This is a genomic window from Rhodobacter viridis, assembly GCF_003217355.1.
Classification (GTDB): Bacteria; Pseudomonadota; Alphaproteobacteria; order Rhodobacterales; family Rhodobacteraceae; genus Rhodobacter; species Rhodobacter viridis.
On sequence record NZ_QJTK01000001.1, the window covers coordinates 355,886 to 380,750 of the forward strand.

35 protein-coding genes and 1 tRNA gene are annotated in these 24,865 nt (G+C 63.9%); 14 read left to right on the top strand and 22 right to left on the bottom strand.

Annotated elements, in window-relative coordinates:
- Positions 1-117 precede the first annotated feature (117 nt).
- A complete protein-coding gene (locus tag C8J30_RS01680; protein ID WP_110803982.1) occupies positions 118-1,134 on the top strand; it encodes an NAD-dependent epimerase/dehydratase family protein in 1,017 nt (338 codons plus the stop codon).
- Here C8J30_RS01680 and C8J30_RS01685 read toward each other — a convergent pair.
- The 5 genes from C8J30_RS01685 to C8J30_RS01705 form a co-directional block, all read right to left on the bottom strand.
- On the bottom strand, positions 1,122-1,346 hold the full coding sequence (locus tag C8J30_RS01685) for a hypothetical protein (protein WP_110803983.1): 225 nt from the start codon (positions 1,344-1,346) through the stop codon (positions 1,122-1,124). The genes C8J30_RS01680 and C8J30_RS01685 overlap by 13 nt on opposite strands.
- Positions 1,347-1,465: 119 nt before the next feature.
- Positions 1,466-2,680, bottom strand: a complete 1,215-nt coding sequence (locus tag C8J30_RS01690; RefSeq protein ID WP_110803984.1) for an NADP-dependent isocitrate dehydrogenase — start codon at positions 2,678-2,680, stop codon at positions 1,466-1,468.
- Positions 2,681-2,774: 94 nt separating this feature from the next.
- A complete protein-coding gene (locus C8J30_RS01695) occupies positions 2,775-3,371 on the bottom strand; it encodes an HD domain-containing protein (RefSeq protein WP_110803985.1) in 597 nt (198 codons plus the stop codon).
- Positions 3,368-3,595 carry a hypothetical protein gene (locus C8J30_RS01700; RefSeq protein WP_110803986.1) on the bottom strand — a complete coding sequence of 76 codons (228 nt, stop codon included), beginning with the start codon at positions 3,593-3,595 and terminating at the stop codon, positions 3,368-3,370. The genes C8J30_RS01695 and C8J30_RS01700 overlap by 4 nt, the downstream gene beginning before the upstream one ends.
- A 1-nt stretch (position 3,596) precedes the next feature.
- Positions 3,597-4,256 (bottom strand): alpha/beta hydrolase, encoded by a 660-nt coding sequence (locus C8J30_RS01705; RefSeq protein WP_110803987.1) that lies wholly within the window; start codon positions 4,254-4,256, stop codon positions 3,597-3,599.
- 213 nt (positions 4,257-4,469) lie between these two features.
- On the opposite strand from C8J30_RS01705, the gene C8J30_RS01710 reads away from it, so the two are divergent.
- From C8J30_RS01710 to C8J30_RS01770, 13 genes are all read left to right on the top strand, one after another.
- Positions 4,470-4,928, top strand: coding sequence for a Fe-S cluster assembly transcriptional regulator IscR (locus C8J30_RS01710; protein WP_110803988.1), 459 nt, complete (start codon positions 4,470-4,472; stop codon positions 4,926-4,928).
- Positions 4,929-5,049: 121 nt separating this feature from the next.
- Positions 5,050-6,117, top strand: a complete 1,068-nt coding sequence (locus C8J30_RS01715; RefSeq protein ID WP_110803989.1) for a cysteine desulfurase family protein — start codon at positions 5,050-5,052, stop codon at positions 6,115-6,117.
- 18 nt (positions 6,118-6,135) lie between these two features.
- Positions 6,136-7,650 (top strand): Fe-S cluster assembly protein SufB, encoded by a 1,515-nt coding sequence (sufB, locus tag C8J30_RS01720; protein WP_110803990.1) that lies wholly within the window; start codon positions 6,136-6,138, stop codon positions 7,648-7,650.
- A gap of 102 nt (positions 7,651-7,752) precedes the next feature.
- Complete coding sequence (locus tag C8J30_RS01725; protein WP_110803991.1) at positions 7,753-8,304, top strand: hypothetical protein; 552 nt, start codon at positions 7,753-7,755, stop codon at positions 8,302-8,304.
- Between the two features lie 19 nt (positions 8,305-8,323).
- Positions 8,324-8,917 carry a hypothetical protein gene (locus C8J30_RS01730; protein ID WP_110803992.1) on the top strand — a complete coding sequence of 198 codons (594 nt, stop codon included), beginning with the start codon at positions 8,324-8,326 and terminating at the stop codon, positions 8,915-8,917.
- Between the two features lie 29 nt (positions 8,918-8,946).
- Entirely contained in the window at positions 8,947-9,717 is a 771-nt protein-coding gene (sufC, locus tag C8J30_RS01735) for a Fe-S cluster assembly ATPase SufC (protein WP_110803993.1), read from the top strand.
- Positions 9,717-10,985 carry a SufB/SufD family protein gene (locus C8J30_RS01740; protein WP_110803994.1) on the top strand — a complete coding sequence of 423 codons (1,269 nt, stop codon included), beginning with the start codon at positions 9,717-9,719 and terminating at the stop codon, positions 10,983-10,985. The genes sufC and C8J30_RS01740 overlap by 1 nt, the downstream gene beginning before the upstream one ends.
- Positions 10,986-10,995: 10 nt before the next feature.
- Entirely contained in the window at positions 10,996-11,484 is a 489-nt protein-coding gene (locus C8J30_RS01745) for a YIP1 family protein (RefSeq protein WP_110803995.1), read from the top strand.
- Positions 11,481-12,071 (top strand): YIP1 family protein, encoded by a 591-nt coding sequence (locus C8J30_RS01750; protein WP_110803996.1) that lies wholly within the window; start codon positions 11,481-11,483, stop codon positions 12,069-12,071. The genes C8J30_RS01745 and C8J30_RS01750 overlap by 4 nt, the downstream gene beginning before the upstream one ends.
- Before the next feature lie 10 nt (positions 12,072-12,081).
- Positions 12,082-13,302: a cysteine desulfurase gene (locus C8J30_RS01755; RefSeq protein ID WP_110803997.1), complete on the top strand. Its 1,221-nt coding sequence runs from the start codon at positions 12,082-12,084 to the stop codon at positions 13,300-13,302.
- 60 nt (positions 13,303-13,362) lie between these two features.
- Positions 13,363-13,439: transfer RNA gene (locus C8J30_RS01760), tRNA-Arg, on the top strand.
- A 317-nt stretch (positions 13,440-13,756) separates the two neighbouring features.
- Positions 13,757-14,455: a hypothetical protein gene (locus C8J30_RS01765; RefSeq protein WP_146227844.1), complete on the top strand. Its 699-nt coding sequence runs from the start codon at positions 13,757-13,759 to the stop codon at positions 14,453-14,455.
- On the top strand, positions 14,452-15,531 hold the full coding sequence (locus C8J30_RS01770; protein WP_110803999.1) for an XRE family transcriptional regulator: 1,080 nt from the start codon (positions 14,452-14,454) through the stop codon (positions 15,529-15,531). Before C8J30_RS01765 ends, C8J30_RS01770 begins: the two co-directional genes overlap by 4 nt.
- A 2-nt stretch (positions 15,532-15,533) precedes the next feature.
- On the opposite strand, the gene C8J30_RS01775 is transcribed toward C8J30_RS01770, so the two are convergent.
- The 17 genes from C8J30_RS01775 to C8J30_RS01845 all read right to left on the bottom strand — a co-directional run bounded on the left by C8J30_RS01775 (position 15,534) and on the right by C8J30_RS01845 (position 24,809).
- Entirely contained in the window at positions 15,534-15,893 is a 360-nt protein-coding gene (locus C8J30_RS01775) for a hypothetical protein (RefSeq protein ID WP_110804000.1), read from the bottom strand.
- Between the two features lie 102 nt (positions 15,894-15,995).
- A complete protein-coding gene (locus C8J30_RS01780; RefSeq protein WP_110804001.1) occupies positions 15,996-16,562 on the bottom strand; it encodes a hypothetical protein in 567 nt (188 codons plus the stop codon).
- 185 nt (positions 16,563-16,747) lie between these two features.
- Positions 16,748-16,954 carry a hypothetical protein gene (locus C8J30_RS01785; protein ID WP_110804002.1) on the bottom strand — a complete coding sequence of 69 codons (207 nt, stop codon included), beginning with the start codon at positions 16,952-16,954 and terminating at the stop codon, positions 16,748-16,750.
- Positions 16,951-17,190, bottom strand: coding sequence for a hypothetical protein (locus C8J30_RS01790; RefSeq protein ID WP_110804281.1), 240 nt, complete (start codon positions 17,188-17,190; stop codon positions 16,951-16,953). Before C8J30_RS01790 ends, C8J30_RS01785 begins: the two co-directional genes overlap by 4 nt.
- Positions 17,177-17,446 carry a BrnT family toxin gene (locus tag C8J30_RS01795; RefSeq protein WP_110804003.1) on the bottom strand — a complete coding sequence of 90 codons (270 nt, stop codon included), beginning with the start codon at positions 17,444-17,446 and terminating at the stop codon, positions 17,177-17,179. The genes C8J30_RS01790 and C8J30_RS01795 overlap by 14 nt, the downstream gene beginning before the upstream one ends.
- Before the next feature lie 114 nt (positions 17,447-17,560).
- Positions 17,561-18,007 (bottom strand): hypothetical protein, encoded by a 447-nt coding sequence (locus tag C8J30_RS01800; RefSeq protein WP_146227845.1) that lies wholly within the window; start codon positions 18,005-18,007, stop codon positions 17,561-17,563.
- The gene (locus tag C8J30_RS01805; protein WP_110804005.1) at positions 18,004-18,498 is read right to left on the bottom strand and encodes a hypothetical protein; all 495 of its coding nucleotides are present in this window, start codon (positions 18,496-18,498) and stop codon (positions 18,004-18,006) included. The genes C8J30_RS01800 and C8J30_RS01805 overlap by 4 nt, the downstream gene beginning before the upstream one ends.
- Positions 18,491-18,997 (bottom strand): hypothetical protein, encoded by a 507-nt coding sequence (locus C8J30_RS01810; protein WP_110804006.1) that lies wholly within the window; start codon positions 18,995-18,997, stop codon positions 18,491-18,493. The genes C8J30_RS01805 and C8J30_RS01810 overlap by 8 nt, the downstream gene beginning before the upstream one ends.
- A gap of 2 nt (positions 18,998-18,999) precedes the next feature.
- The gene (locus C8J30_RS01815) at positions 19,000-19,788 is read right to left on the bottom strand and encodes a hypothetical protein (protein WP_220033685.1); all 789 of its coding nucleotides are present in this window, start codon (positions 19,786-19,788) and stop codon (positions 19,000-19,002) included.
- A 2-nt stretch (positions 19,789-19,790) separates the two neighbouring features.
- On the bottom strand, positions 19,791-19,964 hold the full coding sequence (locus tag C8J30_RS18495) for a hypothetical protein (RefSeq protein ID WP_181420735.1): 174 nt from the start codon (positions 19,962-19,964) through the stop codon (positions 19,791-19,793).
- A 369-nt stretch (positions 19,965-20,333) separates the two neighbouring features.
- The gene (locus C8J30_RS01820; protein ID WP_110804008.1) at positions 20,334-20,888 is read right to left on the bottom strand and encodes a hypothetical protein; all 555 of its coding nucleotides are present in this window, start codon (positions 20,886-20,888) and stop codon (positions 20,334-20,336) included.
- A gap of 2 nt (positions 20,889-20,890) precedes the next feature.
- Positions 20,891-21,274: a hypothetical protein gene (locus C8J30_RS01825; protein WP_146227847.1), complete on the bottom strand. Its 384-nt coding sequence runs from the start codon at positions 21,272-21,274 to the stop codon at positions 20,891-20,893.
- A 245-nt stretch (positions 21,275-21,519) separates the two neighbouring features.
- Entirely contained in the window at positions 21,520-22,182 is a 663-nt protein-coding gene (locus C8J30_RS01830) for a hypothetical protein (RefSeq protein WP_110804010.1), read from the bottom strand.
- The gene (locus C8J30_RS01835; protein WP_110804011.1) at positions 22,175-22,696 is read right to left on the bottom strand and encodes a hypothetical protein; all 522 of its coding nucleotides are present in this window, start codon (positions 22,694-22,696) and stop codon (positions 22,175-22,177) included. Before C8J30_RS01835 ends, C8J30_RS01830 begins: the two co-directional genes overlap by 8 nt.
- A 221-nt stretch (positions 22,697-22,917) precedes the next feature.
- Positions 22,918-24,021: an AAA family ATPase gene (locus C8J30_RS01840; RefSeq protein ID WP_181420736.1), complete on the bottom strand. Its 1,104-nt coding sequence runs from the start codon at positions 24,019-24,021 to the stop codon at positions 22,918-22,920.
- Complete coding sequence (locus C8J30_RS18500) at positions 24,018-24,458, bottom strand: helix-turn-helix domain-containing protein (protein ID WP_181420737.1); 441 nt, start codon at positions 24,456-24,458, stop codon at positions 24,018-24,020. The genes C8J30_RS01840 and C8J30_RS18500 overlap by 4 nt, the downstream gene beginning before the upstream one ends.
- 162 nt (positions 24,459-24,620) lie before the next feature.
- Positions 24,621-24,809 carry a helix-turn-helix transcriptional regulator gene (locus tag C8J30_RS01845; RefSeq protein ID WP_110804013.1) on the bottom strand — a complete coding sequence of 63 codons (189 nt, stop codon included), beginning with the start codon at positions 24,807-24,809 and terminating at the stop codon, positions 24,621-24,623.
- Positions 24,810-24,865 lie beyond the last annotated feature (56 nt).

The following is a 24,865-nucleotide window of genomic DNA, read 5'->3' on the forward strand; positions in this document are numbered from 1 at the left end:
TCGGTGACGCCCAGGCCCCGCCGCGCGCGGACGCGGCTTGACGAAAGTCGTGCCAGGCAGGCATCTGGGCTGGCGTCCCGGAGCCGGGCCGCAGATGTCATCGCGGGAGAAAACATCATGATCCAAAGGCGCATCCTGATCACCGGAACCGCCGGGTTCATCGGCTTTCATCTGGCGCAGGCGCTGCTGGCCGAGGGCTTTCGCGTGCAGGGCTATGACGGCATGACCGATTACTATGATGTCGCGCTGAAGCGGCGTCGCCATGCGCTCTTGCTGCAAAACCCGAATTTCAGCGCGATGGAGGGGATGCTCGAAGATCACGCCCGCTTCGATGCGCTCGCCGACGACTTCCGCCCGGAGGTGATCGTGCATCTGGCCGCGCAGGCGGGGGTGCGCTACAGCTTGGAAAACCCGCGCGCCTATCTCGACAGCAATGTCATCGGCACCTTCACCGTGATGGAGGCGGCGCGGCGGCTTGAGGTCAAGCATCTGCTGATGGCCTCGACCTCGTCGGTCTATGGCGCCAATACCGAGATGCCCTTCGCCGAGACGGACAAGGCCGACACCCAGTTGACGATCTATGCGGCGACGAAAAAGGCCAATGAAAGCATGGCCCATGCCTATGCGCATCTGTGGTCGCTGCCGACGACGATGTTTCGTTTCTTCACCGTCTACGGGCCCTGGGGGCGGCCGGATCTGGCGCTTTACAAATTCGTCGATGCGATCCTCGATGACCGGCCGATCGACATCTACAATCACGGCGAGATGTATCGCGACTTCACCTATGTCGATGACCTCGTGCGCGGCATCCGGCTGTTGATCGACACGGTTCCGGTGCGCCCCGAGGATGGGGTGGTGCCCGAGGGCGACAGCCTGTCGCCGGTGGCGCCCTGGCGCGTGGTGAACATCGGCAATTCCGACAAGGTGCGGCTGCTCGATTTCGTCGATGCGATCGAGGCGAGCCTCGGCAAGACCGCGATCCGCAATTACATGCCGATGCAGAAGGGGGATGTGCCCGCCACCTGGGCGGATGCGGAGCTGTTGCAGCGGCTGACCGGATACCGTCCGCAGACCGATTTCCGCGACGGCATCGCCCGGTTCGTCGCCTGGTATCGCGACTATTACGGCAAGTGATCGGCGCCAGTGGTCCCGGTGATTTCGATCGCCTGCTGCACCTCGTAGGGCGGATGGGCGTTCGCCGAGACCAGATCGCAAGCGCGCGTTTTTTCGAGTGTCAGCACGGTCAGATCGCCGGTAGCAAGATGCGCATTCGCCTCCACCTGCTTGAGGGAGAGCTGGTCCGTGGCAAAGGGATCGATACCCCGGTCCGAACCGCCCGGGGGCATAGGCGATATTCCGGCTCGCATGTGTCGCATCGCAGCTTTCCACATGCAAAATGCTCGACAAAGCATTGAAAAAGGGCCGGGAATTCCCGGCCCTTGCAGTTTGGCAAAGATGTCGCGGTTCAGCCCGCGAGCGCCTTGTTCAGATATTCGTCGACCTTTTCGAGGTAGCCCATGGTGGTGAGCCACTTCTGATCCGGCCCGACGAGCAGCGACAGATCCTTGGTCATGAAGCCGTCCTCGACCGTCTGCACGCAGACCTTTTCCAGCGTCTGCGCGAAGTTCATCAGCGCCGCGTTGTCGTCGAGTTTCGCGCGATGCTTCAGACCGCCGGTCCAGGCGAAGATCGAGGCGATCGAGTTCGTCGAGGTCTCCTTGCCCGCCTGATGCTGGCGGTAGTGACGGGTGACGGTGCCATGCGCGGCCTCTGCTTCGACGATCTTGCCATCGGGCGTCATCAGCACCGAGGTCATCAGGCCGAGCGAGCCGAAGCCCTGCGCCACGGTGTCCGACTGCACGTCGCCATCGTAGTTCTTGCAAGCCCAGACATAGCCGCCCGACCATTTCAGCGCCGAGGCCACCATGTCGTCGATCAGACGGTGTTCGTAATGAATGCCCGCCGCCTTGAACTTGTCGGCGAATTCCTCGTCATAGACTTTCTGGAACAGATCCTTGAAGCGGCCGTCATAGGCCTTGAGGATGGTGTTCTTGGTCGAGAGATACACCGGCCAGCCCTTGAGCAGGCCATAGTTCATCGACGACCGGGCGAAGTCGATGATCGATTCATCAAGGTTGTACATCCCCATCGCCACGCCGGCGCCGGGGGCGTCGAAGACGGTCTTTTCGATCACCGTGCCATCTTCACCGACGAATTTCATCGTCAGCTGGCCCTTGCCGGGGAAGTGGAAATCGGTGGCGCGGTATTGGTCGCCAAAGGCGTGACGGCCGATTACGATCGGCTGGGTCCAGCCCGGCACCAGACGCGGCACGTTGCGGCAGATGATCGGCTCGCGGAAGATCACGCCGCCAAGGATGTTGCGGATCGTCCCGTTCGGCGACTTCCACATCTGCTTGAGGTTGAATTCCTGAACGCGCGCTTCGTCGGGGGTGATCGTGGCGCATTTCACCGCCACGCCGACTTCTTTCGTCTTCAGCGCGGAATCGATGGTGATCTGGTCATTGGTGCGGTCACGCTCTTCGATGCCCAGATCGTAGTAGAGCAGGTCGACATCAAGATAAGGCAGGATCAGTTTCTTCTTGATGAAATCCCAGATGATCCGGGTCATCTCGTCGCCGTCCATCTCGACGATGGGATTCGCTACCTTGATCTTCGACATTGGGCCCTCATGCCTTGGTGACTCGTTGAGGGCGTTTTAGCCGCTTTTGCGGGCTTTGGCTAGTCTTGTATGCGATTGCATACCGATTTCCGGATCAGAGCCCGCGCGCCGCAAACCAGGGGCGGATCTTTGCCTGAACCCAGTCCCAGACGCCGGGCAGGCCACGGGCGACCTTGGTGCCGACGCGGGTCTGCAGCTGGTCCCAGGTGACATCATAGTCAAGCCAAGAGCCGCCGCCCGAGAGCTGGTTCAGCAGCACCGGCTGCACCCGGTCGAGCGATTTCGCATAGATCGCAGCGGGGGTTTCGGCGGCTTCGAATTCTTCCCAAAGCGTCAGAAGTTCGTCGCACAAATCTTTGGGAAGAAGTCCAAAAATGCGCTTGGCGGCTTGCGCTTCGGCATTCTGGATCGCGGCGGAGTCATGCGCGGTGCCGCCTTGCGAATGGATCGGCACGTCGCCCACGTCAATCTCGACCAGATCGTGGATCAAGAGCATCTTCACCGCGCGCAGCGGATCGACGCCGGGGGCGGCTTCCTCGGCCAGCACCAGCGCATAAAGCGCCAGCGTCCAGCTGTGCTCGGCCGAGTTCTCGCGCCGCGATCCGTCGTGAATCGGCGTAGCGCGGGTCACCGATTTCAGCTTTTCCGCCTCCAGCAGGAAGGCGAAAAGCTGATCGCGCCGGGAACTCATTCGCCCCGGAGCGCCTTCAGCCGCGTCTCGAAGAAGTCACGACCGCGATCCGCCGCCATATAGGCGCGGCAGGCGGTCATGAAGGCTTCCTGCATCGAGGGCGAGGAGGTGCCGATGTAGTTGCCGACCTCCATGAACAGCCGCTCGGCCTTTTCGCCCAGCTCGCGCTGCGCCGCGATCACGTCGCGGGCCAGCGCTTCCGCCAGATCCTCGGTCAGAGCCATCTCAGCGCGAGCCCTCGGTCAGGCGGCGGCGCACATAGGCCTGCACGGTGTCGATCATCGGCTTCATATGGGCTTCGTCGTCCTTGAAGAAGTGATCGGCGCCTTCGACTTCCTCGTGTGTGATCACAATGCCCTTCTGCTCGCGCAGCTTGCCGACGAGCGAATGCGTGTCCTTCGGCGGGGCGACGCGGTCGGCGGTGCCGTTGATGATCAGACCCGAGGACGGGCAGGGCGCAAGGAAGGAGAAGTCGTAGATATTGGCGGGCGGCGCGACCGAAACGAAACCGGTGATTTCCGGGCGGCGCATCAGAAGCTGCATGCCGATCCAGGCGCCGAACGAGAAGCCCGCGACCCAGCAATGCTTCGAATTCGGGTTCATCGCCTGCAAATAATCCAGCGCCGAGGCGGCATCGGAGAGTTCGCCGATCCCCTGATCGTATTCGCCCTGCGAGCGCCCGACCCCGCGGAAGTTGAAGCGCAGCACGGTAAAGCCGAGTTTGTGGAACGCATAATGCAGATTATAGACAACACGGTTGTTCATCGTGCCGCCGTATTGCGGATCGGGGTGCAGGATGATCGCGATCGGCGCATCAGGGGCGGGTTGCGGATGGTAGCGGCCTTCAAGACGGCCCTCGGGGCCGGGGAAAATGACTTCGGGCATGCTCTCTCGCCTGTCTGCAGCGTTCTCGGAGGGGCTGCGGCCGTGCGCAATCTTGACGCTTTTGCTTGCAGACCCTAGGACGAAAACGTTCCGGCTCTGCGCCGGGATTTCGGATGCAATCGAGTTAAGCGGCCAAGGGCGCGTCGTCAATGCTTCGCCGCAGTTTCGGCGGGGTTTCCGATGCGTCCCGGGGCTTTGGCCTTGGGGGGAAGCATGAAACTGTCGACGAAGGGGCGCTATGCGATGGTGGCGCTGGTCGATCTGGCGACCGTCGGTCCGGGGCAGATGACCTCGCTGGCCGAAATCTCGCGGCGTCAGGATATTTCGCTGCCCTATCTCGAGCAGCTGTTCGTGCGGCTGCGGCGCGCGGGGCTTGTCGCCTCGGTGCGCGGCCCGGGCGGTGGCTACAAGCTGGCCAAGACCCCGGCCGAGATCCGGATTTCGGAAGTTTTCGAGGCGGTCGACGAGACGGTCTCGGCGCTGCATGTGGGCGCGGGGGCCTCGGGCGGGATTTCCGGCTCGCGGGCGCAGTCGCTGTCGAACCGGCTTTGGGAAAGCCTGTCGGCGCAGGTCTTCGTGTTTCTGCATCAGACGACGCTGGAAGACGTGGTGAAGAATGGCCTGAAGCCTTGCCCTGCGGTGCCAAGCCTGTTTTCAGTGGTGGATGACTGACCGTCGGCCCGGAGGCGGGCCGGGGTGAAGGGCGTATTTGGCCCAAGGAAATGCGGTATCGGCTTTTTCTTGGCGAAAATACGCCTCCTCCCCCGAAGACGGGCGCAACCACGGGGATTGGATGACACGGCTTTATCTCGACTGGAACGCGACGACGCCGCTGCGGCCTGAGGCCAAGGCGGCGATGGGCGCGGCGATGGAGGTCGTGGGTAACCCGTCCTCGGTTCATGCCGAGGGGCGGGCTGCGAAAGCCTTGATGGAAAAGGCCCGCGCGCAGGTGGCTGCGGCGCTCGGGGCCGAGGGGGCGGATATCGTCTTCACCTCGGGCGCGACGGAGGCGGCGGCGCTGGCGCTTTCCGGCCGAGGCTGCGCCTGTGCGGCCATCGAACATGATGCGGTGGCCGCCTGGTGTGCCGATGCGCTGCCGGTTGATGGATTCGGCCGGGTCGCCGTGGCCGATCCGGGCCGCGCAACGCTGCAGTTCGCCAATTCCGAGACCGGCGTGATTCAGGATCTGCCCGAAGGGCTCTGGGCGGCCGACCTGACTCAGGCTTTCGGCAAGCTGCCCATGGCTTTCAACTGGTTGGGGGTGACCTGCGGTTTCATTTCCGCCCATAAACTGGGCGGGCCGAAGGGCATCGGCGCACTGGTGCTGCGGCGTGGCACGGAGCTTGCATCGTTGCTGAAAGGCGGCGGGCAGGAGATGGGGCGCCGCGCGGGCACGGAAAACCTAATCGGCATTGCCGGTTTTGGCGCCGCGGCCGAGGCGGCGGCGGCCGACTTGGCACGGGGCGTGTGGGCGGAAGTTGCCGAAGTTAGAGATATTCTAAAAGAGGCACTGGAATTCCCGACGAAAGAAGTCTATTTTCCGGGATGGGAGACGCCGGAGGGCGAAACGGTGGGGCGACCGCAGGTCTTGCCCAACACGCTTTCGGTGATCGCCCCGGGTTGGAAAGGCGAGACCCAGGTGATGCGCATGGACCTTGCCGGCCATGCGGTGTCGGCGGGATCGGCCTGTTCCTCGGGCAAGGTCCGCGCGAGCAAGGTGCTGCGCGCGATGGGCTGGTCCGACGAGCAGGCGGGTTCGGCGATCCGGGTGTCGCTCGGTCCGGGGATTGGACGGGACGAGATCTTGCGCTTTGCCGGGACTTGGCGGGCCGCATATGAAAAGCACCGCGCAAGACACTGACGCGGAAGGGGAAAGACGATGACGCAGGAACAAGACATCCGCGAAGGCGTGGACCGCGAGACGGTCGAGACGGTGCAGAACATGGGCTCCTACAAATACGGGTGGGAGACCGAGATCGAGATGGAATATGCGCCGAAAGGGATCTCGGAAGAGATTGTCCGGCTGATTTCGGCGAAGAACAACGAGCCCGAATGGATGCTCGAATGGCGGCTTGAGGCCTATCGGCGCTGGGTCGAGATGGAGATGCCGGACTGGGCGCTTCTGAAGCTGCCCGAGATCGATTATCAGGACCTGTATTACTACGCCCGGCCGAAGAGCATGGCGACGAAGCCGAAGTCGCTCGAGGAGGTCGATCCGAAACTGCTCGCCACTTATGAAAAACTTGGCATTCCGCTGAAGGAGCAGATGATCCTTGCGGGCGTCGAGGGGGCGGAAAACATCGATCTGTCGAACCGTCAGGTGGCGGTGGATGCGGTCTTCGACTCGGTTTCGGTCGGCACGACGTTCAAGGAAAAACTGGCCGAGGCCGGGGTGATCTTCTGTTCGATCTCGGAAGCGATCAAGGAACATCCCGAGCTGGTGAAGCAATACCTCGGCACGGTCGTGCCGCAGACCGACAACTTCTTTGCGACGCTGAACTGCGCGGTCTTCTCGGACGGGTCGTTCGTCTATGTGCCGCCGGGGACGCGCTGCCCGATGGAACTCTCGACCTATTTCCGCATCAACGCGGAAAACACCGGGCAATTCGAGCGCACGCTGATCATCTGCGACAAGGGCGCCTATGTGAGCTACCTTGAGGGCTGCACCGCGCCGAAACGCGACACCGCGCAGTTGCATGCCGCCGTGGTCGAGATCGTGATCATGGAAGATGCCGAGGTGAAATACTCGACGGTGCAGAACTGGTTCCCCGGCGACGAGGACGGCAAGGGCGGCATCTACAACTTCGTCACCAAACGGGCGGATTGCCGCGGCGCGCGGGCGAAGGTGATGTGGACCCAGGTCGAGACCGGCTCGGCGATCACCTGGAAATACCCGTCCTGCATCCTGCGCGGCGACGAGAGCCAGGGCGAGTTCTATTCGATCGCCATCGCCAACAACTTCCAGCAGGCCGATACCGGCACGAAGATGGTGCATCTGGGCAAGAACACCCGCTCGCGCATCGTCTCGAAGGGGATTTCGGCGGGGCAGGCGCAGAACACCTATCGCGGGCTGGTTTCCATGCATCCGCGGGCGAAGAACAGCCGCAATTACACCCAATGCGACAGCCTGCTGATTGGCGACAAATGCGGCGCGCATACCGTGCCCTATATCGAGGTCAAGAACAACTCGAGCCGGGTCGAGCACGAGGCCACCACCTCGAAGGTCGATGACGATCAGCTGTTCTATTGTCGCGCCCGCGGCGTCGGCGAGGAAGAGGCGGTGGCGCTCGTCGTCAACGGCTTCTGCCGCGAGGTGCTGCAGGCGCTGCCGATGGAATTCGCGATGGAGGCGCAAAGCCTCGTTGCGATCAGCCTCGAAGGCTCGGTGGGGTGAGCGTGTTAAGATTTCATCAATCTTCCCTAACGACGTCGCAATTCCGGCCAGATCCTTTGGCGATCTGGGCGCCGGATGGCGTCTCTCGGGGCAAGATAAACGATGCAGGTCAATGCGAACTTCAACGCGCGGCTGGACCGGATTGCGCAGAACAAGGCGGCCGCGACCGGGCGCATCCGGCTGCATGTGGGCGATCAGGAAGTCTTCGTGCGCTCGCTCGAGAGCTTGAAGCCGCGCGAGACCATCGCGGTCGGCCTGCTGCGCAACCTGGCGCATCTGATAAGCTTCGTTCTGGCCTTCGGGCTGGGGATGCTGGCCTATGCCCTCTCGACGGCGGCGCGGATGCAGCTGACCGACCCGACGGCAAAGGACCCGATTTTGGCGGGCTTCGAATCGAACGAACTGCTGGGCGGGCTTCTTGCACTGGCAATCTCGCTCGGTCTGGCACAGGTGTTTCGGCTGAGCTCCAGGACGCTCGGCGCGGCGCAGACCGCGGGCGTTTTCGCTGCGATCGTCTCGTTGCACAATCTCGCCTTCTGGACGCCGGAGTTGGCCTCGATGGTGTTCACACCGAATTGGGTGGAAACGAAGCACGCCAGCGCCGTGCCCAATTCGTTGATCTATCGCAGCCTGGTGGTGCCCCTGCACGCCTGAACCGGGTCGGGGGGCGCGCATGAGCCCCAAGATCGAGCGGCCGAAACTGACTCTGCCGGAGGCCGAGGCCGCCGCGCTGACCGAGGCCTATGCGAGTGCCGAGGTGATCCTCGAATACGGCTCGGGCGGCTCGACAGCGATGGGGGCAGAGATGCCCGGCAAGCGGATCTTCTCGGTCGAGAGCGATGCCGACTGGCTGGCGATGATGCGCGGCTGGTTCGATGCCCATCCGCCGAAAGCGCAGCTGGTGCTGCATCACGGCGATATCGGTCCGACCAAGGAATGGGGCGCGCCGAAGGACACTGCCGCCTTTCGGCAATGGCCCTCCTATCCGATCGGGGTCTGGGATCGGCCCGATTTCGTGCAGCCCGATCTGGTGCTGATCGACGGACGGTTCCGCGCCGCCTGTTTCCTGACCACGCTGTTTCGGATCACCAAGCCCGTCCGGCTGCTTTGGGACGATTATACGCTGCGTCCCGGCTATCACCTGATGGAAAGCTTCTGCCCGCCGGTGCGCACGATCGGGCGCATGGCCGAATTCCATCTGACCCCCACCGCCATTCCGGCCGAGAAACTTGGCCTGATCCTCACCACCTATCTGCGCCCCAACTGACCGGCGCCGCTGATCGCAAGGACGAAAAAATGCTTGAAATCAAAAACCTGCACGTCAAACTTGAAGAGGGGGAAAAGGTCATTCTGAAGGGGATGAACCTGACGGTCGAAACGGGCAAGGTGCATGCGATCATGGGGCCGAACGGCTCCGGCAAATCGACGATGAGCTATGTGCTTGCGGGCCGCCCCGGCTATACGGTCACCGACGGCTCGGCTAAGTTGCAGGGGCAGGAGCTGCTCGAGATGGACCCCGAAGCGCGGGCGGCGGCGGGTCTGTTCCTCGCCTTCCAATATCCGGTCGAGATCCCGGGCGTCGGCAACATGACCTTCCTGCGCACCGCGCTGAACGCGCAGCGCAAGGCCCGTGGCGAGGAAGAGCTGTCGGCGGGCGAGTTCCTGAAGCTGGTGCGCGACAAGGCGAAGTCGCTGAAGATCGACGCCGAGATGCTGAAGCGTCCGGTCAACGTCGGCTTCTCGGGGGGCGAAAAGAAGCGCAACGAGATCCTGCAGATGGCGATGCTGGAACCGAAGATGTGCATCCTGGACGAGACCGACTCGGGTCTGGACGTCGATGCGATGCGGCTGGTGTCCGAGGGGGTGAACGCGCTGCGCTCGGAAGGGCGCAGCTTTCTTGTGATCACACACTATCAGCGGCTGCTCGACCACATTCAGCCCGATGTCGTGCATATCATGGCCGATGGCCGCATCCTGCAAACCGGCGGTCCCGATCTGGCGCTGGAAGTCGAGAAGAACGGCTATGCCGACATCCTCGCGGCGCATGGGCTGACGGAGGCGAAGTGATGGCGGCGAAAGAGGAAGCAGTTGCGGCGCGGCTTGCGGGTCTGACCGCAGGTCCGGGTCTTGCCGGGCCGCGGGCCGAGGCGCGGGCGCGTCTCGAGGTGATGGGTCTGCCCGGACGGCGCGACGAATACTGGCGCTGGACCGATCCGGCGGCGCTGAATGGGGCCACACCGGCGGCGGCGAAAGCGGCCGAAGACGACGAGGCTCCGCTCTTCGATGCGCTCGACCGTCTGAAGATCGTCTTCGTCGATGGCGTCTTCGATGCTGCGGCCTCGGATGACCTGACGCTGGCCGGGGTGGAAATCGCCCGGCTTGCCGATAAGATTCCGGCCTGGGCCGAAGCCCTTTACGGCACGCTGGAGGCTGCGGGCCAAAATCCGGTGAAGCGACCGTTCGCTGCGCTCAACACGGCGCAGGCGACGGATGGCGTGCTGATCCGGGTGACGGCCAAGGCAGAAAAGCCGATCAACCTGATTTACGTCCACAAATCAGAGACTTCCGATCCGATCTTGCATCATCTTGTGCACCTTGAACCGGGGGCGGAGCTGACCCTTCTGGAAACCGGCCCGGCCGGGGCGCGGTTCAACAAGGTGATGGAGGTCGATGTCGGTTCGGGCGCAAGCTTCCACCACATCCGTGCGCAGGGCCCTGACAGCGAATGCCGGGCCGTCACCCACATCTTCGCTCGGGTCGCCGAAAAGGCGTTGTTCAAGAGTTTCACCCTCACGGTGAATGGCGCGCTGACCCGCAACGAGGCGGTGATCGAGATTATTGGCAATGATGCCGTGGCCCATGTCGCCGGTGCGGCGCTTGGCGACGGCGCGACCGGGCCGTTCCTGCACGATGACACTGTCTTTGTCACCCATCAGGGCCTGCGCTGCGAAAGCCGTCAGGTGTTCAAGAAGGTGCTCAAGCACGGCGCGATCGGCACCTTTCAGGGCAAGATCCTGGTGAAACCCGGGGCGCAGAAAACCGATGGCTACCAGATCAGCCAGTCGCTTCTGCTCGACGACGACAGCCAGTTCCTTGCCAAGCCCGAGCTCGAGATTTATGCCGATGACGTGAAATGCTCGCATGGGTCCACGACCGGCGCGATCGACGAGACGGCGCTCTTTTATCTGCGTTCGCGCGGGGTGCCGGAGGAAGAGGCCAAGGGGCTCCTTGTGCTGTCTTTCCTCGCCGATGCGATCGACGAGATCGAGGATGCGGGGCTGAAGGAAGACATCGTCGCCCGGCTGGAAACCTGGCTCGCGCGGCACAGGGACTGAGGAGACAAGAATGGCCGCGGTCGAAGATATCCTGCGCAGCTACCGACGCCCCCGCGTGGTGATCCGGGAGCATCTTCGCCGGATGAGATCGGAATCGCGGCTGTTCAGCTTTCTCTTCGCCGCACTTCTGGTGATCTTCGTCGCGCAATGGCCGCGGCTCGCCCGGCAGCATTACGAGGTTCCCGACATTCCGATGCCGGGGCTTCTTCTGGGCACTGCGCTGGCGCTGGCGGCGACGGTGCCGTTCTTCTATGCGATCGCGCTGATCGTGTCGTGGATCACCCGGATCGTCGGCGGTCGCGGCGACGGCTATGGCGCGCGGCTGGCGCTGTTCTGGGCGTTGTTCACGGTGTCGCCACTGATGCTGCTGCATGGGCTTACGCTCGGGATCGTCGGCTTCGGCATTCAGGCGGATTCGCTTTCGGTCGTGGTCTTTGCGGCCTTCCTGCTGATCTGGGGCGCCGGTCTGCGCGTCACCCAGTTCGAGGGCCGGGCATGAGTCTGGCGCTTTATCTTGCGCTGGTGCGTCTGAGCTTTTCCGACCCGGTGGCCGCGATGCTGCAGGTCACGCGGGCGCTTGACACTTCCAAGGCGCGCTGGCTGGCCTTTGGCGCCGTGATCGCTTTGGGCGCGGCGCTGGGACTTTTGGGCGAGATCCTGTTTTCGCTTGTCACTGGCGTAGATCTTGGCCCGGCCGCCTCGCCTTTCCTGATGGCGGCGGTGCAGGGGGCGCTGCTGCTTTACTCCGCCTTTGCGATGGCGTTCTTTGGCCGACAGTTCGGCGGGCAGGGCCGCTTTGGCGGAGCTTTCGCGCTGATGATCTGGATTCAGGCGATCATGGTCGGCGCGCAACTCATGCAGGTTGCGGTGATGCTGATGTTCCCGATCATCGGCGTGCTGATGACGCTGGTGCTATTCGGGGTGATGCTCTGGCTGATCACGCTGTTCACCGCGGCGCTGCACGGATTCGAAAATCTGATGCTGACCGGGATCGGGGTGGTGGTGGTGTTCTTCGGATCGGCGATGCTGATCGGCTCTGGGCTTCTGGCCACGGGGCTGAGCCCGGTCCTTCTGACGGAAAGCTGAAAGGGATAGAATGTACGACGTTGCACGGATCCGCGCCGATTTTCCGATCCTGTCCCGGCAGGTGAACGGCAAGCCGCTCGTCTATCTCGACAATGGCGCCTCCGCGCAGAAGCCTGCCTGTGTGATCGAGGCGATGACGCAGATGTATATGCAGGATTATGCCAACGTCCACAGGGGCTTGCACACCCTTTCAAATATCTCGACCGAGCGCTACGAGGCGGTTCGCGGCATCGTTGCCCGCTTCCTTGGCGCGCCCTCGGAAGAGGAAATCGTCTTCACCACCGGCTCGACCGAGGGGATCAATCTGGTCTCCTATGCCTGGGCCGCGCCGCGGCTGCAGCCGGGCGACGAGATCGTGCTCTCGATCATGGAGCATCACGCGAATATCGTGCCGTGGCACTTCCTGCGCGAGCGGCAGGGGGTGGTGCTGAAATGGGTCGAGATCGACCCTGATGGCAGCCTGCCCGCCGAGAAGGTGCTCGAGGCGATCGGGCCGCGCACGAAGCTGGTGGCGATCACCCAGATGTCGAACGTGCTGGGCACGGCGGTCGATGTGAAGGCGATCTGCGCGGGCGCCCATGCGAAGGGCGTGCCGGTGCTGGTCGATGGCTCGCAGGGTTCGGTTCACGCGCCGGTCAATGTCGCCGACATCGACTGCGATTTCTACGCCATCACCGGGCACAAGCTTTACGGGCCGAGCGGTTCGGGTGCGATCTACATCAAGCGCGCGCGGATGGAAGAAATGCGGCCCTTCCTCGGCGGGGGCGACATGATCGCGACGGTCACGCGCGATGCCGTCACTTACAACGCGCCGCCGATGAAATTCGAGGCAGGCACGCCCGGGATCGTGCAGCAGATCGGTCTGGGCGTCGCGCTCGACTATCTGATGAGTCTCGGCATGGAGAACGTCGCCGCGCATGAGGCGCAGCTGCGCGCCTATGCCGAGGCGAAGTTCAAGGGGCTGAACTGGTTGCATATTCAGGGCAACGCGCCGCAAAAGGGGGCGATCTTCTCGATGACCCTCGACGGTCCGGCGCATGCGCATGACATTTCGACGATTCTCGACAAGCGCGGCGTTGCGGTGCGGGCGGGCACGCATTGCGCGATGCCGCTGATGACCCACCTTGGCTTGACGGCCACTGCGCGGGCCTCGTTCGCGCTTTACAACACCACCGAAGAGGTCGACGCGCTGGTTTCGGCGCTTGAGCTGTGTCACGAGCTGCTGGCCTGAGAAAAACCGGTCAAACCCGGTTGCAGCGTCAGCGGCTTTCAGTTATGAACCGCGCACGCTGCACCCGTAGCTCAGCTGGATAGAGTACTGCCCTCCGAAGGCAGGGGTCACAGGTTCGAATCCTGTCGGGTGCGCCAATTCCCATTGTAAGTCTCTAAAAATAAAAGAAAAATCGGGAAGCCGTTTTTCTTGCTAGCCATTGCTCTAGCCAAACTCGCAGCCACGAAATGCAACGCCGCGTTACTGAATGTTGCGGCGGCTCCAGATCAGTACGGCGCATTTGACGGGGCAGGGGTGCCCGATCCTTTTCGGCCCGGCCGTCGCGGATCGGGGCGCGACAAGCGCCCCGCCCTCGGGCATCCTGCGCAGGACGCAGCGGAGGTGGATTGCGGCCTTGCGCGTGGCCGCTTTTTGGGCAATTATTGTATTCAAGGCGGAGTCGCAGGAGCTACCGATGAAAGCGAATACAATCGTTCTCCCCAACGATGATGAACGTGGCGACATCCTTCGCTCTGTTGGGTTGAGCAGTGAGGAGCCGCTGCTCTTGGCTGTGGAAGCGATGATAGCTCAAGCAAGAACCGAGCGACCGGCGCACCCGACGTGGCACCCTCTGAGTGCCCGAAATGCGGAAGGTATCGCAACCGCTCGTGAGGCATTGGAGGCTCACGGTGGCTGGGGGCGGCACAAGACGAAAAGTAAGCTTGAAGGCGTCTTGCATTTGGAGTCTGGCCGTTTTCTCGCAGTTCACAATACCTGCGAACGCACAGGCATGAATAAGGATCTGCCCCGCTTTGCTTCTCCCCGATCGCGAGTCGCGACCAAGAGTCTCCGAGACGATTTGCAAGGCGATTTTTGCGAACTTTTCGAAGATTTCGGCCCGGTTGATGCAGATGAGGGTGAGGGCGGCAATCTCACCCTTCATCTTTGTGTCTTCATCATGATGGAAACGCTTGATACGGGCGAGGAAGCACTTGTTGCGCGCGCTGAGCTGATCGTGGGCGCCGAATGCTCTGATCAAGGGATCAAGAGTTGTGAGTTCCGCTTGCCCCTTGATCTTAGCGGGCTGACGGGGACGGGCGCCGCAGTGAAGAGCGGCACTCCGAATGATGGAGAGGCGGTTGAGGCGGAAGTCTCGATCCGAAGGAAGGGATGACAAGGGCGTTTTTCCCAAGCTCTCTTGAAATCGCGCGCCTACGTAGGAAACTGACTTCTGCGGAACTCTCCAAGCGATCCGGGGTGTCTACACGCGAATTGCGACGTATTTTTGCTGGCGAGGTCGAGCCTTCGCCCGAAAGCGTCGAGGCAATCGCCAGAGCGTTGGATTATCCGGTTGGGTTCTTCTATTCTGGCGACTTGGCGATGCCAGCGGCGGCAACATTCAGGGCTCTCGGCAGCATGACCAAGATGGAGGCCGGAGCCGGAAAGGCATCCGCCGCCTTGGGGGCGCGCTTGTCCGATTGGCTTGAGCGTGAGTTTGACGTTCCCGAGCCTTCAGTTCCCGACTTAACTGGAACGGAGCCTGAGCAGGCTGCACAGATGCTCCGTGAAATGTGGGGCCTAGGAGAACGGCCTATTGGCAACCTAGTTCGGTTGCTGGAGGCAAAGGGCGTGCGCGTTTTCTCGCTATCAGAGGAGACGCTCAGACTTGACGCATTCGCAACTTGGCTAGGCGCGCGTCCCTTTGTCTTCCTAAACGGCGTGAAAAGTGCGGAACGAAGTCGTTTCGATGCAGCACATGAATTGGGTCATCTCTGCCTTCATCGGGACGATCAGCAAGGTAAGCAGGTCGAGGATGAAGCGAACCGTTTTGCTGCGGCTTTTCTCTTGCCTCAAGGAGATGTAATTGCGCGCCGCGTATTCCCGACGCTTCCAAACCTGATCGCATCCAAGTCGCGATGGGGTGTTGCTCTGTCAGCGCTGGTTCACCGCTATCAGGATCTTGGCCTGCTTAACGCCGATCGTGCAAAGTGGCTGTACATCGAAATGTCTCGGAAGGGCTATCTCAAGAATGAGCCGCGCCCCATGGCGCGAGAGACAAGCGCGATTTGGACACAGGTGCTTCAATCACTGTGGACAGAGCGTCGAAATGTGCGGGCTCTGTCAGATAGCCTTGCGTTGCCCGCCGATGAGGTCGAGTCGCTGATCTTTGTAAGCTGGGATGCTCGTCAGTCCGAGACTTCCATCCAGCGGATTTCCGGCCGCGCAAACCTTAAGGTAATTGGAGAGTGATTTTAGGAGTTTGGAGCATATCCAGTGCTTCCTCTCCAATTTGACCAACCTTGCAACACCCCGTCGCGGTCTAGCGCCGCCTCACAGACCTTCGTCCCGCGCTCGGCGTCTCGGCGGACAGACCGCTCGGCTTGTCCGGTCTTTTCGGCCTGATCCTCGGAGAAGGTCTTCTGCTCGTGGCCAAGTTGGCCGCGAGCAACATGCTGGTTCCCCTTGAATGCCGCCGCCTGCGTCTCCGGGTGCAGCGCCTCATACGCGGCCTTGCGGCGGGCGGTAAAGACCGCCCGCTCGGATGCCGACAGGTTCGGCGCGCAGAGGTTCTCGTCGCACTCGGTCACGCCGGAAACGGAAGGGGCGGCCATGAAGCCGCCCCATGCGATGCCTGCCGTGGTGGTGGCGTTTCGGGGTGCCGGGCGGCATCGCACAGGCAGGACTATGGACAGCCGGGCGAGAGGCCCACAAGGTCAAGGGCGGTGCTGCGGAGCCCCGTCCCGGTCCAGCCCTTGGGAAATGATCGACAGGGCCTTGTCGCGCATCTGGAGTGCGGCGCCCCGGCTGATCGTGCCCCGGGCCTTGATCGCCGCATCGAAGGGCTTCTTCGTCACCTTGCAGCGCAGCCACAGGGCCAGGATGCGGGCGCTGCCTTCGTGGTCCTTGAGATAAATGCGGGGCCAATCGAGCGCGGCTTCGTGTCGGGCGACCTGTTCGGGCGAGGGCATGACGCGCAGGCGCCGGGGATCGGGGTCTTCGTCACCGGCCACCTCGGGCAGGCCCCAGCCCTCGGCCAGATGCTCGTCAAGGCTGGCGATGAAGGGCAGCGCCACCGTCTTGATGCCGCCCGGCCCGGTCCTGCCTGCCGACCATTGCGCCCATCGCAGGGCCGCGGTCATCGCCTCGCCCACCGCCTTGGGCGTCCATGTCTCGACAGGGGCATAGCGCGCCGCCAGCGCCGCATTCTGCCGCGCGCAGAACCGTTCGGAATACTCGGCCAGCATTGCAGCGATGGCGGGGTTGCGCGCGGTCGCGTTCATCGGCGGTTGCCTCCTATGTCGTGTGTTCCGACAAGATAGCACCCGCCCGCTGGCACGAAAAGGCTGCCAGCGCACGCACGCTGGCGCGTGGTGCGCATCTTGGGGCTTCCGCTACCTGACAGCCGTCAGCGCAAGAGGTGCGTCAGCGGACCGGAAATCGGCCTCTCCGTCGATCCGCCCATCTTTCAGGCTTTCAGGCCGGACACCTCGCGCAACGCCTTGTTCTTGCGCATCGCCTCGGCCAGCGCCGGGAACACCTCTCCGAAGGGCCGGGCCTGTGCAAGCTGCGCATCCGTCGCCCCGGGTGCGTCGGGCGCGTCGGGATCTGAGGCGATCAGGCGCTGAACCCGCGCCTCGTCATCCGCCCCGGGGCCGGTCGCCTTGCCGGTCATGCCTGATCCGCCGCCGCCTTGGCGATGGCGTCCCGGATCGCCGCATTCACGAAGGCTGACTTGTTGCTCACGGCATTCAGGCGGTCCGCAAGATCGGCGTCGATCATGACGTTCACCCGCACCTTGCGTTCCTCGGGCAGCATCGCAGGCCGCCCCCGCTTCGCCCGTGCAAAGAAACCGGCGCCGAGTTCCGTCACCTCGCCATCGTCCCCGATCAGTCGATCATGTTCCATCATCATATGCCTTCCTTTCCCGCGCGTTCGCCTTGCGCAAACTGATGACCCGCAAGGCCTCGCCCCGCCTGCACCACGCCACGACGCACAGCCGCCCGCCGATGGGAACAAGGCTCACGAAGCGCGCCTCGCCATAGTCCCCGCGCTTATCCTCAACCGTCAGGGCATCATCCCATTGCGCCGCCGCCACAGACGCGAAATCGAGGCCCCGCTCGCGCATCGTGGTTTCACGCTTTGTCTCGTCCCATTCCAGCTTCATGGGAATAATATACACACAAAAAATAAGATCGCCATAACGGCGTGGAAAAATTCCAAGGCCGGAAACGAAACGGGGCGGCACGATGCCGCCCCTGTGCCATCGGTTCCGCGCAGGTCAATCGGCGGCGGCAAGATCCGCCGCGATGGCCTCCTGAACCTTGCGCAGCGCATCTTCGATGGCCCGCCTGTCGCGCATGTCGCGGGTGCAGCGGGCGGGAAGGCCGCCGATCTGGTCCGCGATCACGCCGCAGAGGAAATCGGTCGCGGTTTCGGCCTCGCTGTCTTGGATCAGGTCACGCCGGGCGATGGCAAGGGCAAGTTCGCTTGCCTCTGCCCTGGCATCGCGGGCGCGTGCCATCGCCGCGCTGGCCGATGCGTTCCGGCTCGTCTCGCGCAGATGGGCCAAATAGGATTGAACCGCCGAAATCATCGGCACCCGGTCGCCGTCCGGCCGGTCGATCTGCCCGGCGCCGATCAGCGCCTCGATCTCACCCGGCTCGGCGCCGGTCAAACGGCGCAAGCCGGAAATGGTGATCGTTGCAGTCGGGCGGGCAGTCGTCATGCTTTCACCTCTTTCGGACCGAGGCCTTTGACGGCCCGGGTGTTGCGCTTGGCAAGCGCAGCGGCCAGAGCCTCGAATGCACCGGCCTGCCGGGCAATCCGGCGAGCATCCGCTGGGCCATCCGCGGCTTGGGCCGCAGCGACGGCGGCAAGGCGGCTCAGGCGCCGGTCTATCAATTCCACCATCGGGGCGGCGGCTTTGACGGCTTGAGTGCGAAGACGGCGCAGACGAAGGGGCGTGCCGCGAAGACCCGGCGGCGGCCCGCGGCGGGCCGGGCGCAGGGCCGCTTCGAGCGCCTTGGGGTCGATCTTCGCCGTGTAGAAATTGACGGCGGCGGCAACGGCATCGCCGTAGGTGATCCTGCCATCAGCATCAGAGGCTTCGCGGATGATCGACGGAGCGAGGCGCAATTCGCGCGCCGCCGTTTCATAGGGAAGCGACTGCGCCCAGAGCCGGGCGACGATGCGAGGAGGGGGGGCTTCGTCATTCATCCCGACCCCCGCTAATTTCCGAGAAGTCGCCCGTGTTGAGCGCGGCCAGCGCTCGGTCACGCGCCCGCTCAATGGCCTTGATCGCACCGGAGATCTCGCTTGTCATCGTCTTCCGGGTCGATGCGGAGAGGGCGCGGTCGATAGGGGTCTTTCGCAGCCGGGCGATGGCGGTGGAGGCGATGCGGGTGACGACATGTTCAGCCTCGGTCAAGTCAACAAGCTCGGCCCGGCGCCGGGCGGTGCTGGCCTCGATCAAAGATGCTTTCGCGTTGTGCGATCTGCTGGCCGCGGTGCTGGCGGGGCTCTTTCTGGCCTCGTCGCGAAGGAAGCGCACATATCCCGAAACCGCCGCCGTCGCGGTCGTTGTGCCGCGCCCGACCCGGGTGACATATCCAGCCTTGACCAACTGGCGCAGGCGTTCTTCGCCAAGCCCGAGCAGCTTCGCAGCGGCGGCCATCGGCAGGGCGTCCGGGGGCAAATCGGGGGCCGGGGTCGTCATTGTCAGCCCTTTGCCAGATCCGCCAGCGCCCCACCGGCCAGCCCACCGGCGCCGCGCAGGGCCGTGGCCTCGTCCTCGGTCATCGAGGGGTTCAACGGCACAGGGCGAGCCTCGGGGGCCGCCGGGACCGCGCCGATGGATGCGTTGGCGTCGTTCACTGCCTTCGACCAGATCGCGTCCACGCGCTGCGAGCGGGTCATGTGATCAGCCCCGCCAGCCAAGGGGCCGAACGATCCGGCGGCCGCGCTGCGTTCAGCGAGGGTTGGATATTTCCGCGCTTCGGACTTGGGTGCGGACGTCAGCGCGGCAAGTGCCTGCCCGAGGTCGAGCGCGGTTTCGACCGCCAGAGCCGCAGCGACAGGGAACCGGCCCTCGGCCTCGGCGTGGCCAAGGATCGAAGCGATGCGCCGCCGTTCGGTCACCGCCGCCTGGGTGCCGAATGTGCCGATGGCGGTGGGGACCACGAGCGCCTCGGGCGAGGCGGCGGCATCGGTCGGCAGGGTCATCAGCACGGCCGCCGCGCCTTCCGCACTGATAGGCGTAGAGAGCGCCAAGCGCGCAGCCTGACGCGGACGCCCGTTGCTGGAACCCGCCCTGATCACGGTGGCAATCCGGGCACGCTCGGCGGCAGTCTCGGCTTCCACCGCCGCCGCGGCCTTGGCCTTTTCGGCGGCATCTGCTGCTGCCCGCAAGGTTGTTTCAATCTCGCCAGCGAGCACCCGCCGTTCGGTCGGGCTGAGGTCGGTCCGCGTGTTGGCGCGGCGGGTGGCTTCGGCTTTGAAGTCGGTCATGGTCATTTCGTTGTCTCGCTATAGGGTTCGGCGGGCCGGATCTGCGCGGCGGCGCGGCTCAGCAGATCCGCTAGGCCGGGGCGTGGTTGAGATTGCCGATCTTGCAGCGCCGCACGAAGCGCGCGGGGGTCGAGACATTCCCCAATGGCTTTGTTTTGTTGGGATTTTTCGCTCATTTTGTCCTCGTTTTAGGGGGTTGAAATCCAACCAAAATGCAAATTTCAGATGTTGGAAATCGCAGAAGACCCGGGCCACCGAAGCGCCGCTCTGGACGGGGGGCTCCAAACGGTCCCTTTGGGGGGGTGCCCCCGCAGCGCCCCGCAGCCGCCCGTGGGCAGCCTTCTTGCCCTTCCCGCTAGGTGGGTTGCCTTCGCGCGAGTTGCGCGCCCACGGCCCGCCTGCGCGGCATGGTGGGGGTGATGCCCCCCGCGCAGGGGCGCAGGGGGCCGCGCCGTCGCCGCTTGCCGAAGGCGGCGAGACGACTTCAGAGTGCGAGAGGTAAGGGGAAAGGAAACCGAAAGCCCCATACTCCCGCACCCCGCAACCTATTGAACCGGAAGGGCTTGATCGGCGGCCAGCGCGACAACCGGCGACAGGTCGGCACGGCGGCCGATCTGGACGCCCAAGCGTTCCAGCGCGCGCAGTGCGGCTTCCTCGGCCATCTCGGTGCGCAGGATCTCGCCATCCAGTTCAGCGAGACGGGCCAGCCGGTCTTCGTCGGAAAGGCCGGGTCTGCTCTGCTCCAAGTCCGAAAGTTGATTGGCGATCAGGTCGCGAACGGCGGCGCGGTTCGTTGCGACGACAAGGCCGAGAAGGTTCGCGACCGCGATTTCCGCGTGCCCGCTTTGCGAAAGCTTAAGACCGAAAGTCCCGCGCCGGTCCCGAAGGTGGTGAAGTGACAGGCCGTCGATGGCCTCGGTCGCAAGGTGGTCAAGATGATCGTCGAGGTCGTCCAGCACGTCGGCCAGAGGGCGGGGGGCGGCTTCGATCTGGGTACGATCAGCGCGCAGGGCGCCAATCTGGTCGCGGAACGTATCGATGGACGACAGCAAGTCGTTGACGCTGGCCGGGGTGTTCGCCGCTTTTTTCATCGTGGGCATCCTCATTTCGACACCTCCCCGGCAAGCAGCAGCGGAATGGTCGCGCCATGGTCGAGGGCGAATTTGAGCGCAGCCCGAAGGACCGACTGCGCGGCGCCCGCGGCTTCGCTGGCCTCGGCGGCTTCATCGCTCGCCGTCTGCATGGCGGCCCGCAGTTGCGCGACCTCGGCCTCGATCACCGCGGCTTGCGCTTCTGCTTCGGCTTCGAAGCCGGGCGCGGCACGCTGCGCGAGAAGACGGATGCGCGTCTCGCGCTCCGAAATCATCTCCCGAAGTTGGTGCCCCCGGTCGGTCGCCATCCGGGCGCGCGCCCGGTGCCGGTCGCGGGTCGAGGCCAGGGCGGAAAGGCGGCTGGCAGGTGCCAAGGTGATGCCCTCGACGGTCATCGCCGTGGTGGGCTGGGCCGGTTTCGGCACGGGCGGGGGCGGAAGAGGCACTGTCCGGCGGGGTGCCTTGCCGTGGACGAAAGCGCCGAGGTCGGCATATCTTTCACGAAAATCTGTCATCGGGGGGGCCTTTCGGTTTGTCGTTGCCCCCAGATTGCCACCCTCTCCGCCGACCGAGCACCCACCCCCTCAGTTAAGACGCCCGCCGGATCGGCGGGCGCTTCGGGTCATGCGAGAGACGATGATCAGAAGGAAAAGCTGGCCTGCGGCTCTTGCCCTTTACGGTCCTGCCGGATGCGCTCGGCCAGGGTATCCGCGCCGGGCATCGGGTGATGAAGGCCGAGTTTCATAACTAGCCACCACGTCTCGGCCTCCCCGCCGGGGCGCGTCTTCCGATCCTTTCTGTCCTCGGGCCAGCGCGTGCTTTCGTATCGCGCGCAAGCCGCCCGCAGCGCCTTGGCGGCGGCGCTGGCAGTCATTTCGCGATAGGGCGCCTCGCGCGACAACGAAAGCACCAGGGCGTTCCGCTCGGCGATTTTTGCCTCGAAGGCCAGCGGCCTGCGGCCATCCCGAGGCCGCAAGCCGAGGTGGAAATCGAGGAAATCGTGCTGCCCCAGATCCTCCGTGAGCCATTCGCTGATCAAGGCGGCGACCTCGCGCACCTCGCGATCAGCGCTCAGGCCCCCCCACTCGACCAGCCGAGCCAGCGCCGATCCGACGGCGACCGGACCGGCGGCAAGCAAGGCCTCCGGGTCGTCAAGGTGCCAGTCTGCCGAGGTCTGCCACGCGGGCAAAGCCGGGCGCTGGATCCACGCCTCGGTCATCGTCGGAGGCACGTCTTCGTGGTCGATTTCGAGACCGCGCCGGGCGGGGCCGGTTTGACCGGCCCCCGCATCATCGTCATGCATCGTCGCCTCCTTGCACCCAACACACCCCGGCACCTTTGAGGCCGGAGGTCGCCAGCCGGTCGCCGATCCGCCAGAACAGAAGAAACGACGCGGCACCGTCCGATTTCCGGGTGATCGGTTCCACCCGCTCCAACCGCGCCAGCCGCTTCCCGATCCGTAGCTCTGTCCCGATCTCCGGGGGCGCGTCGAAGCAGATCGGATATTTTCCCTTCCGCGCATCCGATGCGCGGGCGCGATTGCGCGCCCGCACCTGCTCGAAGTGTTCGGCGAGGATTGCCTGCACGGTTTCGTCAGAAAGGCCGCGTTCCATGAAGGCCGTGCCGACGATCTCGACGTGATCGCGCCAGAATTTCGCCCGATCCGGTTTCTTCATCCCCGCCATGATCGTTTCAACGAGATCGTGGTCGAGTTGCGGCAATGCGGGGTGCGGGGAAACCGATGCGGGTTTGTCCCGCATCGGGCCGGGTTTCCGACCGATGGATTTGCGGGCCAGCACGCGCAATTCAGCGGTCATGACAAACCTCCATTTCGGGCTTGGCAACTGGCAAGGCACGCACCCCCATTAAATGGGGGTGCTGCGTGACTTGCCCTGGATTGCGGGGTGGCAAGGGACGGTGGCAAGTGACGCAAAAACACGTCCCTTGCCGTCCCTTGCGTCGGTTGCCGAGGTGGCAAGTGACGGTGGCAAGTGACCCCCCCTTTTCCGACAAAGCGTGACTTGCCAGTTTCGCCCGTTCACACATCCGCATTTCCGCCCCCTTCGATGATCTGAAACAGGCCGCCTGCCTCCTTCGAGACGCGGCCGAGTTCGGCGAGCAGGAGGAGCATCTGGCGCGCACGCTCGCGCCCCGACCGCGCGTCCTTGCAATTTATGGCGCCAGCATCGGCCAAAATTTTCCCAGCATCTGAAGCAGAGAAAGGGCCGGACGGCAGCAGGGATAGGGCCGCGATTGCGCGGCCCTCGGCCTCGGCCCGTTTCGCGTCGTTCGCTGCCAGCGCGCCCTTGGCCTTCGGCGCCGGGGTGATCTGTTCGCAGACGGCAGAAGTGACAGGATCGCCATCTTCGTCTCTCCCAATCTCAACGGCGCGCAAGCTGAAGTGGATCGGCGCCCCAAAGGCAAGATCTCGCTGTTTTGTGGTCGTCGCCTTCACCTCACCGCCGCTGGCGGTCAGTTCGATTTCGCTGTCAAGGGCGGCGTGCAGGCTTGAATGCCCCCTCAACCCTCGCGAGGTATCTTTGCCAGTGTGATGCACAAGCATGACGTGGGCGCCGGTCGCGGCCTGAATTTTGCCGCAGGATGCGACAAGCGCCGCGATGTCCTTGCCCTCGTTCTCGTTCCCCGACCCGAGGGACCGGGCCAGAGTGTCAATCACGACGAGCGACGGCCGCACGTCCAGCGCGTCTTCGATCATGCGAACGATCAGATCGGCATCTGTTCCCCCGCACATGTCAACAGGTAGGGGAAGGATCGCCATTCCGGCCTTCGTCGCCTTCGCCACCACCTCTGGCTTCGCGGTTCGGAGCGCGGCAACTCGGTTGCCGAACACCGCCGCGCCTTCGGCACAGACGTAGACCGCAGGCCCGGCGGCGGCCACACGGTGGCCGAACCATTCCGCACCGGCCGAGACATGCACCGCCAGATCTAGGGCGAAGAACGATTTGCCCACGTTCGAGGGGCCGAAAAGGCACGAAAAGGCGCCACGGTCGAGCCAGTTCTTGACCAAATACCGACCCGCGGTGACCGGGCGCACGCGTTCAAGCGGCGCCAAGGCGTTGATAAGGAGGGCAAGGCGGGCCTCCCCGCCGCTGCCCGTCATCGGGCGAGGCGCGGCGTTCATTTGACACCGCCTTCCTGGACTTCCCGGGCGGGCATGGTCGCGAGGTAGATGTTCGCGGGTCGTCCCCGCCCTTCGTGTTTTGCGTGCCCGACCACGCAAAGCAGACCTGCTTCCCGGAGGCGCTTGATCGCGCCCCGGGCGCCTTGCGGATGGACCCCGCAGGCCGCCGCCCATTCCCCCGAACCCGCCTTTGCGGTCATCGTGTCGTGGTCAAGGCGACCCGCCAGCCAAACGGCGAGATACAGATCCACGGGCCGAAGGCCGCTCTGCGTCAAGCGGCTGGCACCGTGGACTGCGGCCACGGTTTGCAGCCATGCCAAGGGGCTTGCGGCTTGTGCGGGAACGGGTTTCGCCGTATCCTCGCGCTTGATCTTCGTTTGAATGGCCTCGGGGCGCTGGCGGGCGCCTTCGGGGCCTTTTCGTTTTAGTGAAGGCATGATGCCCCCTTCCGTGATACCCGGCAAAGTGCCGGGCGACTGGTGACGCCCTATGTCTCCAATCAATCAATCACGGGCCGGGTGGGCTTTCGGCTTGAAGATATAATAGCCCGATCCGACTGCCGCGCAAGGTTGGAGATTGTGGGGTGCTGCTATAGGGGATCAAGCGGCGTTCGATGCGGCGGCCTTGGCCGTTTCCCAGGCCTCAAGATCTGAAAGCCGCCAGCGGACGCAGCCGGGGGAAAGGGTGACAGGCGCCGGGAAGGTCGCGTCCGCCTTGCGCCAGCGCCAGACGGTCACGCGTGAAACGCCGTAGCGTTCAGCGGTTTGCCGGTCAGAAAGGAACGTCATGTTGCACCTCGTTTGATGTGGTGCAAACCAATTTCACCACATTTCGAAGGTTCGCA

Bases quoted from the DNA above. Each gene is read 5' to 3' on its own strand.
- C8J30_RS01680 (WP_110803982.1), top strand. From the start codon at position 118: ATGATCCAAAGGCGCATCCTGATCACCGGAACCGCCGGGTTCATCGGC.
- C8J30_RS01685 (WP_110803983.1), bottom strand. From the start codon at position 1,346: ATGCCCCCGGGCGGTTCGGACCGGGGTATCGATCCCTTTGCCACGGAC.
- C8J30_RS01690 (WP_110803984.1), bottom strand. From the start codon at position 2,680: ATGTCGAAGATCAAGGTAGCGAATCCCATCGTCGAGATGGACGGCGAC.
- C8J30_RS01695 (WP_110803985.1), bottom strand. From the start codon at position 3,371: ATGAGTTCCCGGCGCGATCAGCTTTTCGCCTTCCTGCTGGAGGCGGAA.
- C8J30_RS01700 (WP_110803986.1), bottom strand. From the start codon at position 3,595: ATGGCTCTGACCGAGGATCTGGCGGAAGCGCTGGCCCGCGACGTGATC.
- C8J30_RS01705 (WP_110803987.1), bottom strand. From the start codon at position 4,256: ATGCCCGAAGTCATTTTCCCCGGCCCCGAGGGCCGTCTTGAAGGCCGC.
- C8J30_RS01710 (WP_110803988.1), top strand. From the start codon at position 4,470: ATGAAACTGTCGACGAAGGGGCGCTATGCGATGGTGGCGCTGGTCGAT.
- C8J30_RS01715 (WP_110803989.1), top strand. From the start codon at position 5,050: ATGACACGGCTTTATCTCGACTGGAACGCGACGACGCCGCTGCGGCCT.
- sufB (WP_110803990.1), top strand. From the start codon at position 6,136: ATGACGCAGGAACAAGACATCCGCGAAGGCGTGGACCGCGAGACGGTC.
- C8J30_RS01725 (WP_110803991.1), top strand. From the start codon at position 7,753: ATGCAGGTCAATGCGAACTTCAACGCGCGGCTGGACCGGATTGCGCAG.
- C8J30_RS01730 (WP_110803992.1), top strand. From the start codon at position 8,324: ATGAGCCCCAAGATCGAGCGGCCGAAACTGACTCTGCCGGAGGCCGAG.
- sufC (WP_110803993.1), top strand. From the start codon at position 8,947: ATGCTTGAAATCAAAAACCTGCACGTCAAACTTGAAGAGGGGGAAAAG.
- C8J30_RS01740 (WP_110803994.1), top strand. From the start codon at position 9,717: ATGGCGGCGAAAGAGGAAGCAGTTGCGGCGCGGCTTGCGGGTCTGACC.
- C8J30_RS01745 (WP_110803995.1), top strand. From the start codon at position 10,996: ATGGCCGCGGTCGAAGATATCCTGCGCAGCTACCGACGCCCCCGCGTG.
- C8J30_RS01750 (WP_110803996.1), top strand. From the start codon at position 11,481: ATGAGTCTGGCGCTTTATCTTGCGCTGGTGCGTCTGAGCTTTTCCGAC.
- C8J30_RS01755 (WP_110803997.1), top strand. From the start codon at position 12,082: ATGTACGACGTTGCACGGATCCGCGCCGATTTTCCGATCCTGTCCCGG.
- C8J30_RS01765 (WP_146227844.1), top strand. From the start codon at position 13,757: ATGAAAGCGAATACAATCGTTCTCCCCAACGATGATGAACGTGGCGAC.
- C8J30_RS01770 (WP_110803999.1), top strand. From the start codon at position 14,452: ATGACAAGGGCGTTTTTCCCAAGCTCTCTTGAAATCGCGCGCCTACGT.
- C8J30_RS01775 (WP_110804000.1), bottom strand. From the start codon at position 15,893: ATGGCCGCCCCTTCCGTTTCCGGCGTGACCGAGTGCGACGAGAACCTC.
- C8J30_RS01780 (WP_110804001.1), bottom strand. From the start codon at position 16,562: ATGAACGCGACCGCGCGCAACCCCGCCATCGCTGCAATGCTGGCCGAG.
- C8J30_RS01785 (WP_110804002.1), bottom strand. From the start codon at position 16,954: ATGACCGGCAAGGCGACCGGCCCCGGGGCGGATGACGAGGCGCGGGTT.
- C8J30_RS01790 (WP_110804281.1), bottom strand. From the start codon at position 17,190: ATGATGGAACATGATCGACTGATCGGGGACGATGGCGAGGTGACGGAA.
- C8J30_RS01795 (WP_110804003.1), bottom strand. From the start codon at position 17,446: ATGAAGCTGGAATGGGACGAGACAAAGCGTGAAACCACGATGCGCGAG.
- C8J30_RS01800 (WP_146227845.1), bottom strand. From the start codon at position 18,007: ATGACGACTGCCCGCCCGACTGCAACGATCACCATTTCCGGCTTGCGC.
- C8J30_RS01805 (WP_110804005.1), bottom strand. From the start codon at position 18,498: ATGAATGACGAAGCCCCCCCTCCTCGCATCGTCGCCCGGCTCTGGGCG.
- C8J30_RS01810 (WP_110804006.1), bottom strand. From the start codon at position 18,997: ATGACGACCCCGGCCCCCGATTTGCCCCCGGACGCCCTGCCGATGGCC.
- C8J30_RS01815 (WP_220033685.1), bottom strand. From the start codon at position 19,788: ATGACCGACTTCAAAGCCGAAGCCACCCGCCGCGCCAACACGCGGACC.
- C8J30_RS18495 (WP_181420735.1), bottom strand. From the start codon at position 19,964: ATGAGCGAAAAATCCCAACAAAACAAAGCCATTGGGGAATGTCTCGAC.
- C8J30_RS01820 (WP_110804008.1), bottom strand. From the start codon at position 20,888: ATGCCCACGATGAAAAAAGCGGCGAACACCCCGGCCAGCGTCAACGAC.
- C8J30_RS01825 (WP_146227847.1), bottom strand. From the start codon at position 21,274: ATGACCGTCGAGGGCATCACCTTGGCACCTGCCAGCCGCCTTTCCGCC.
- C8J30_RS01830 (WP_110804010.1), bottom strand. From the start codon at position 22,182: ATGCATGACGATGATGCGGGGGCCGGTCAAACCGGCCCCGCCCGGCGC.
- C8J30_RS01835 (WP_110804011.1), bottom strand. From the start codon at position 22,696: ATGACCGCTGAATTGCGCGTGCTGGCCCGCAAATCCATCGGTCGGAAA.
- C8J30_RS01840 (WP_181420736.1), bottom strand. From the start codon at position 24,021: ATGAACGCCGCGCCTCGCCCGATGACGGGCAGCGGCGGGGAGGCCCGC.
- C8J30_RS18500 (WP_181420737.1), bottom strand. From the start codon at position 24,458: ATGCCTTCACTAAAACGAAAAGGCCCCGAAGGCGCCCGCCAGCGCCCC.
- C8J30_RS01845 (WP_110804013.1), bottom strand. From the start codon at position 24,809: ATGACGTTCCTTTCTGACCGGCAAACCGCTGAACGCTACGGCGTTTCA.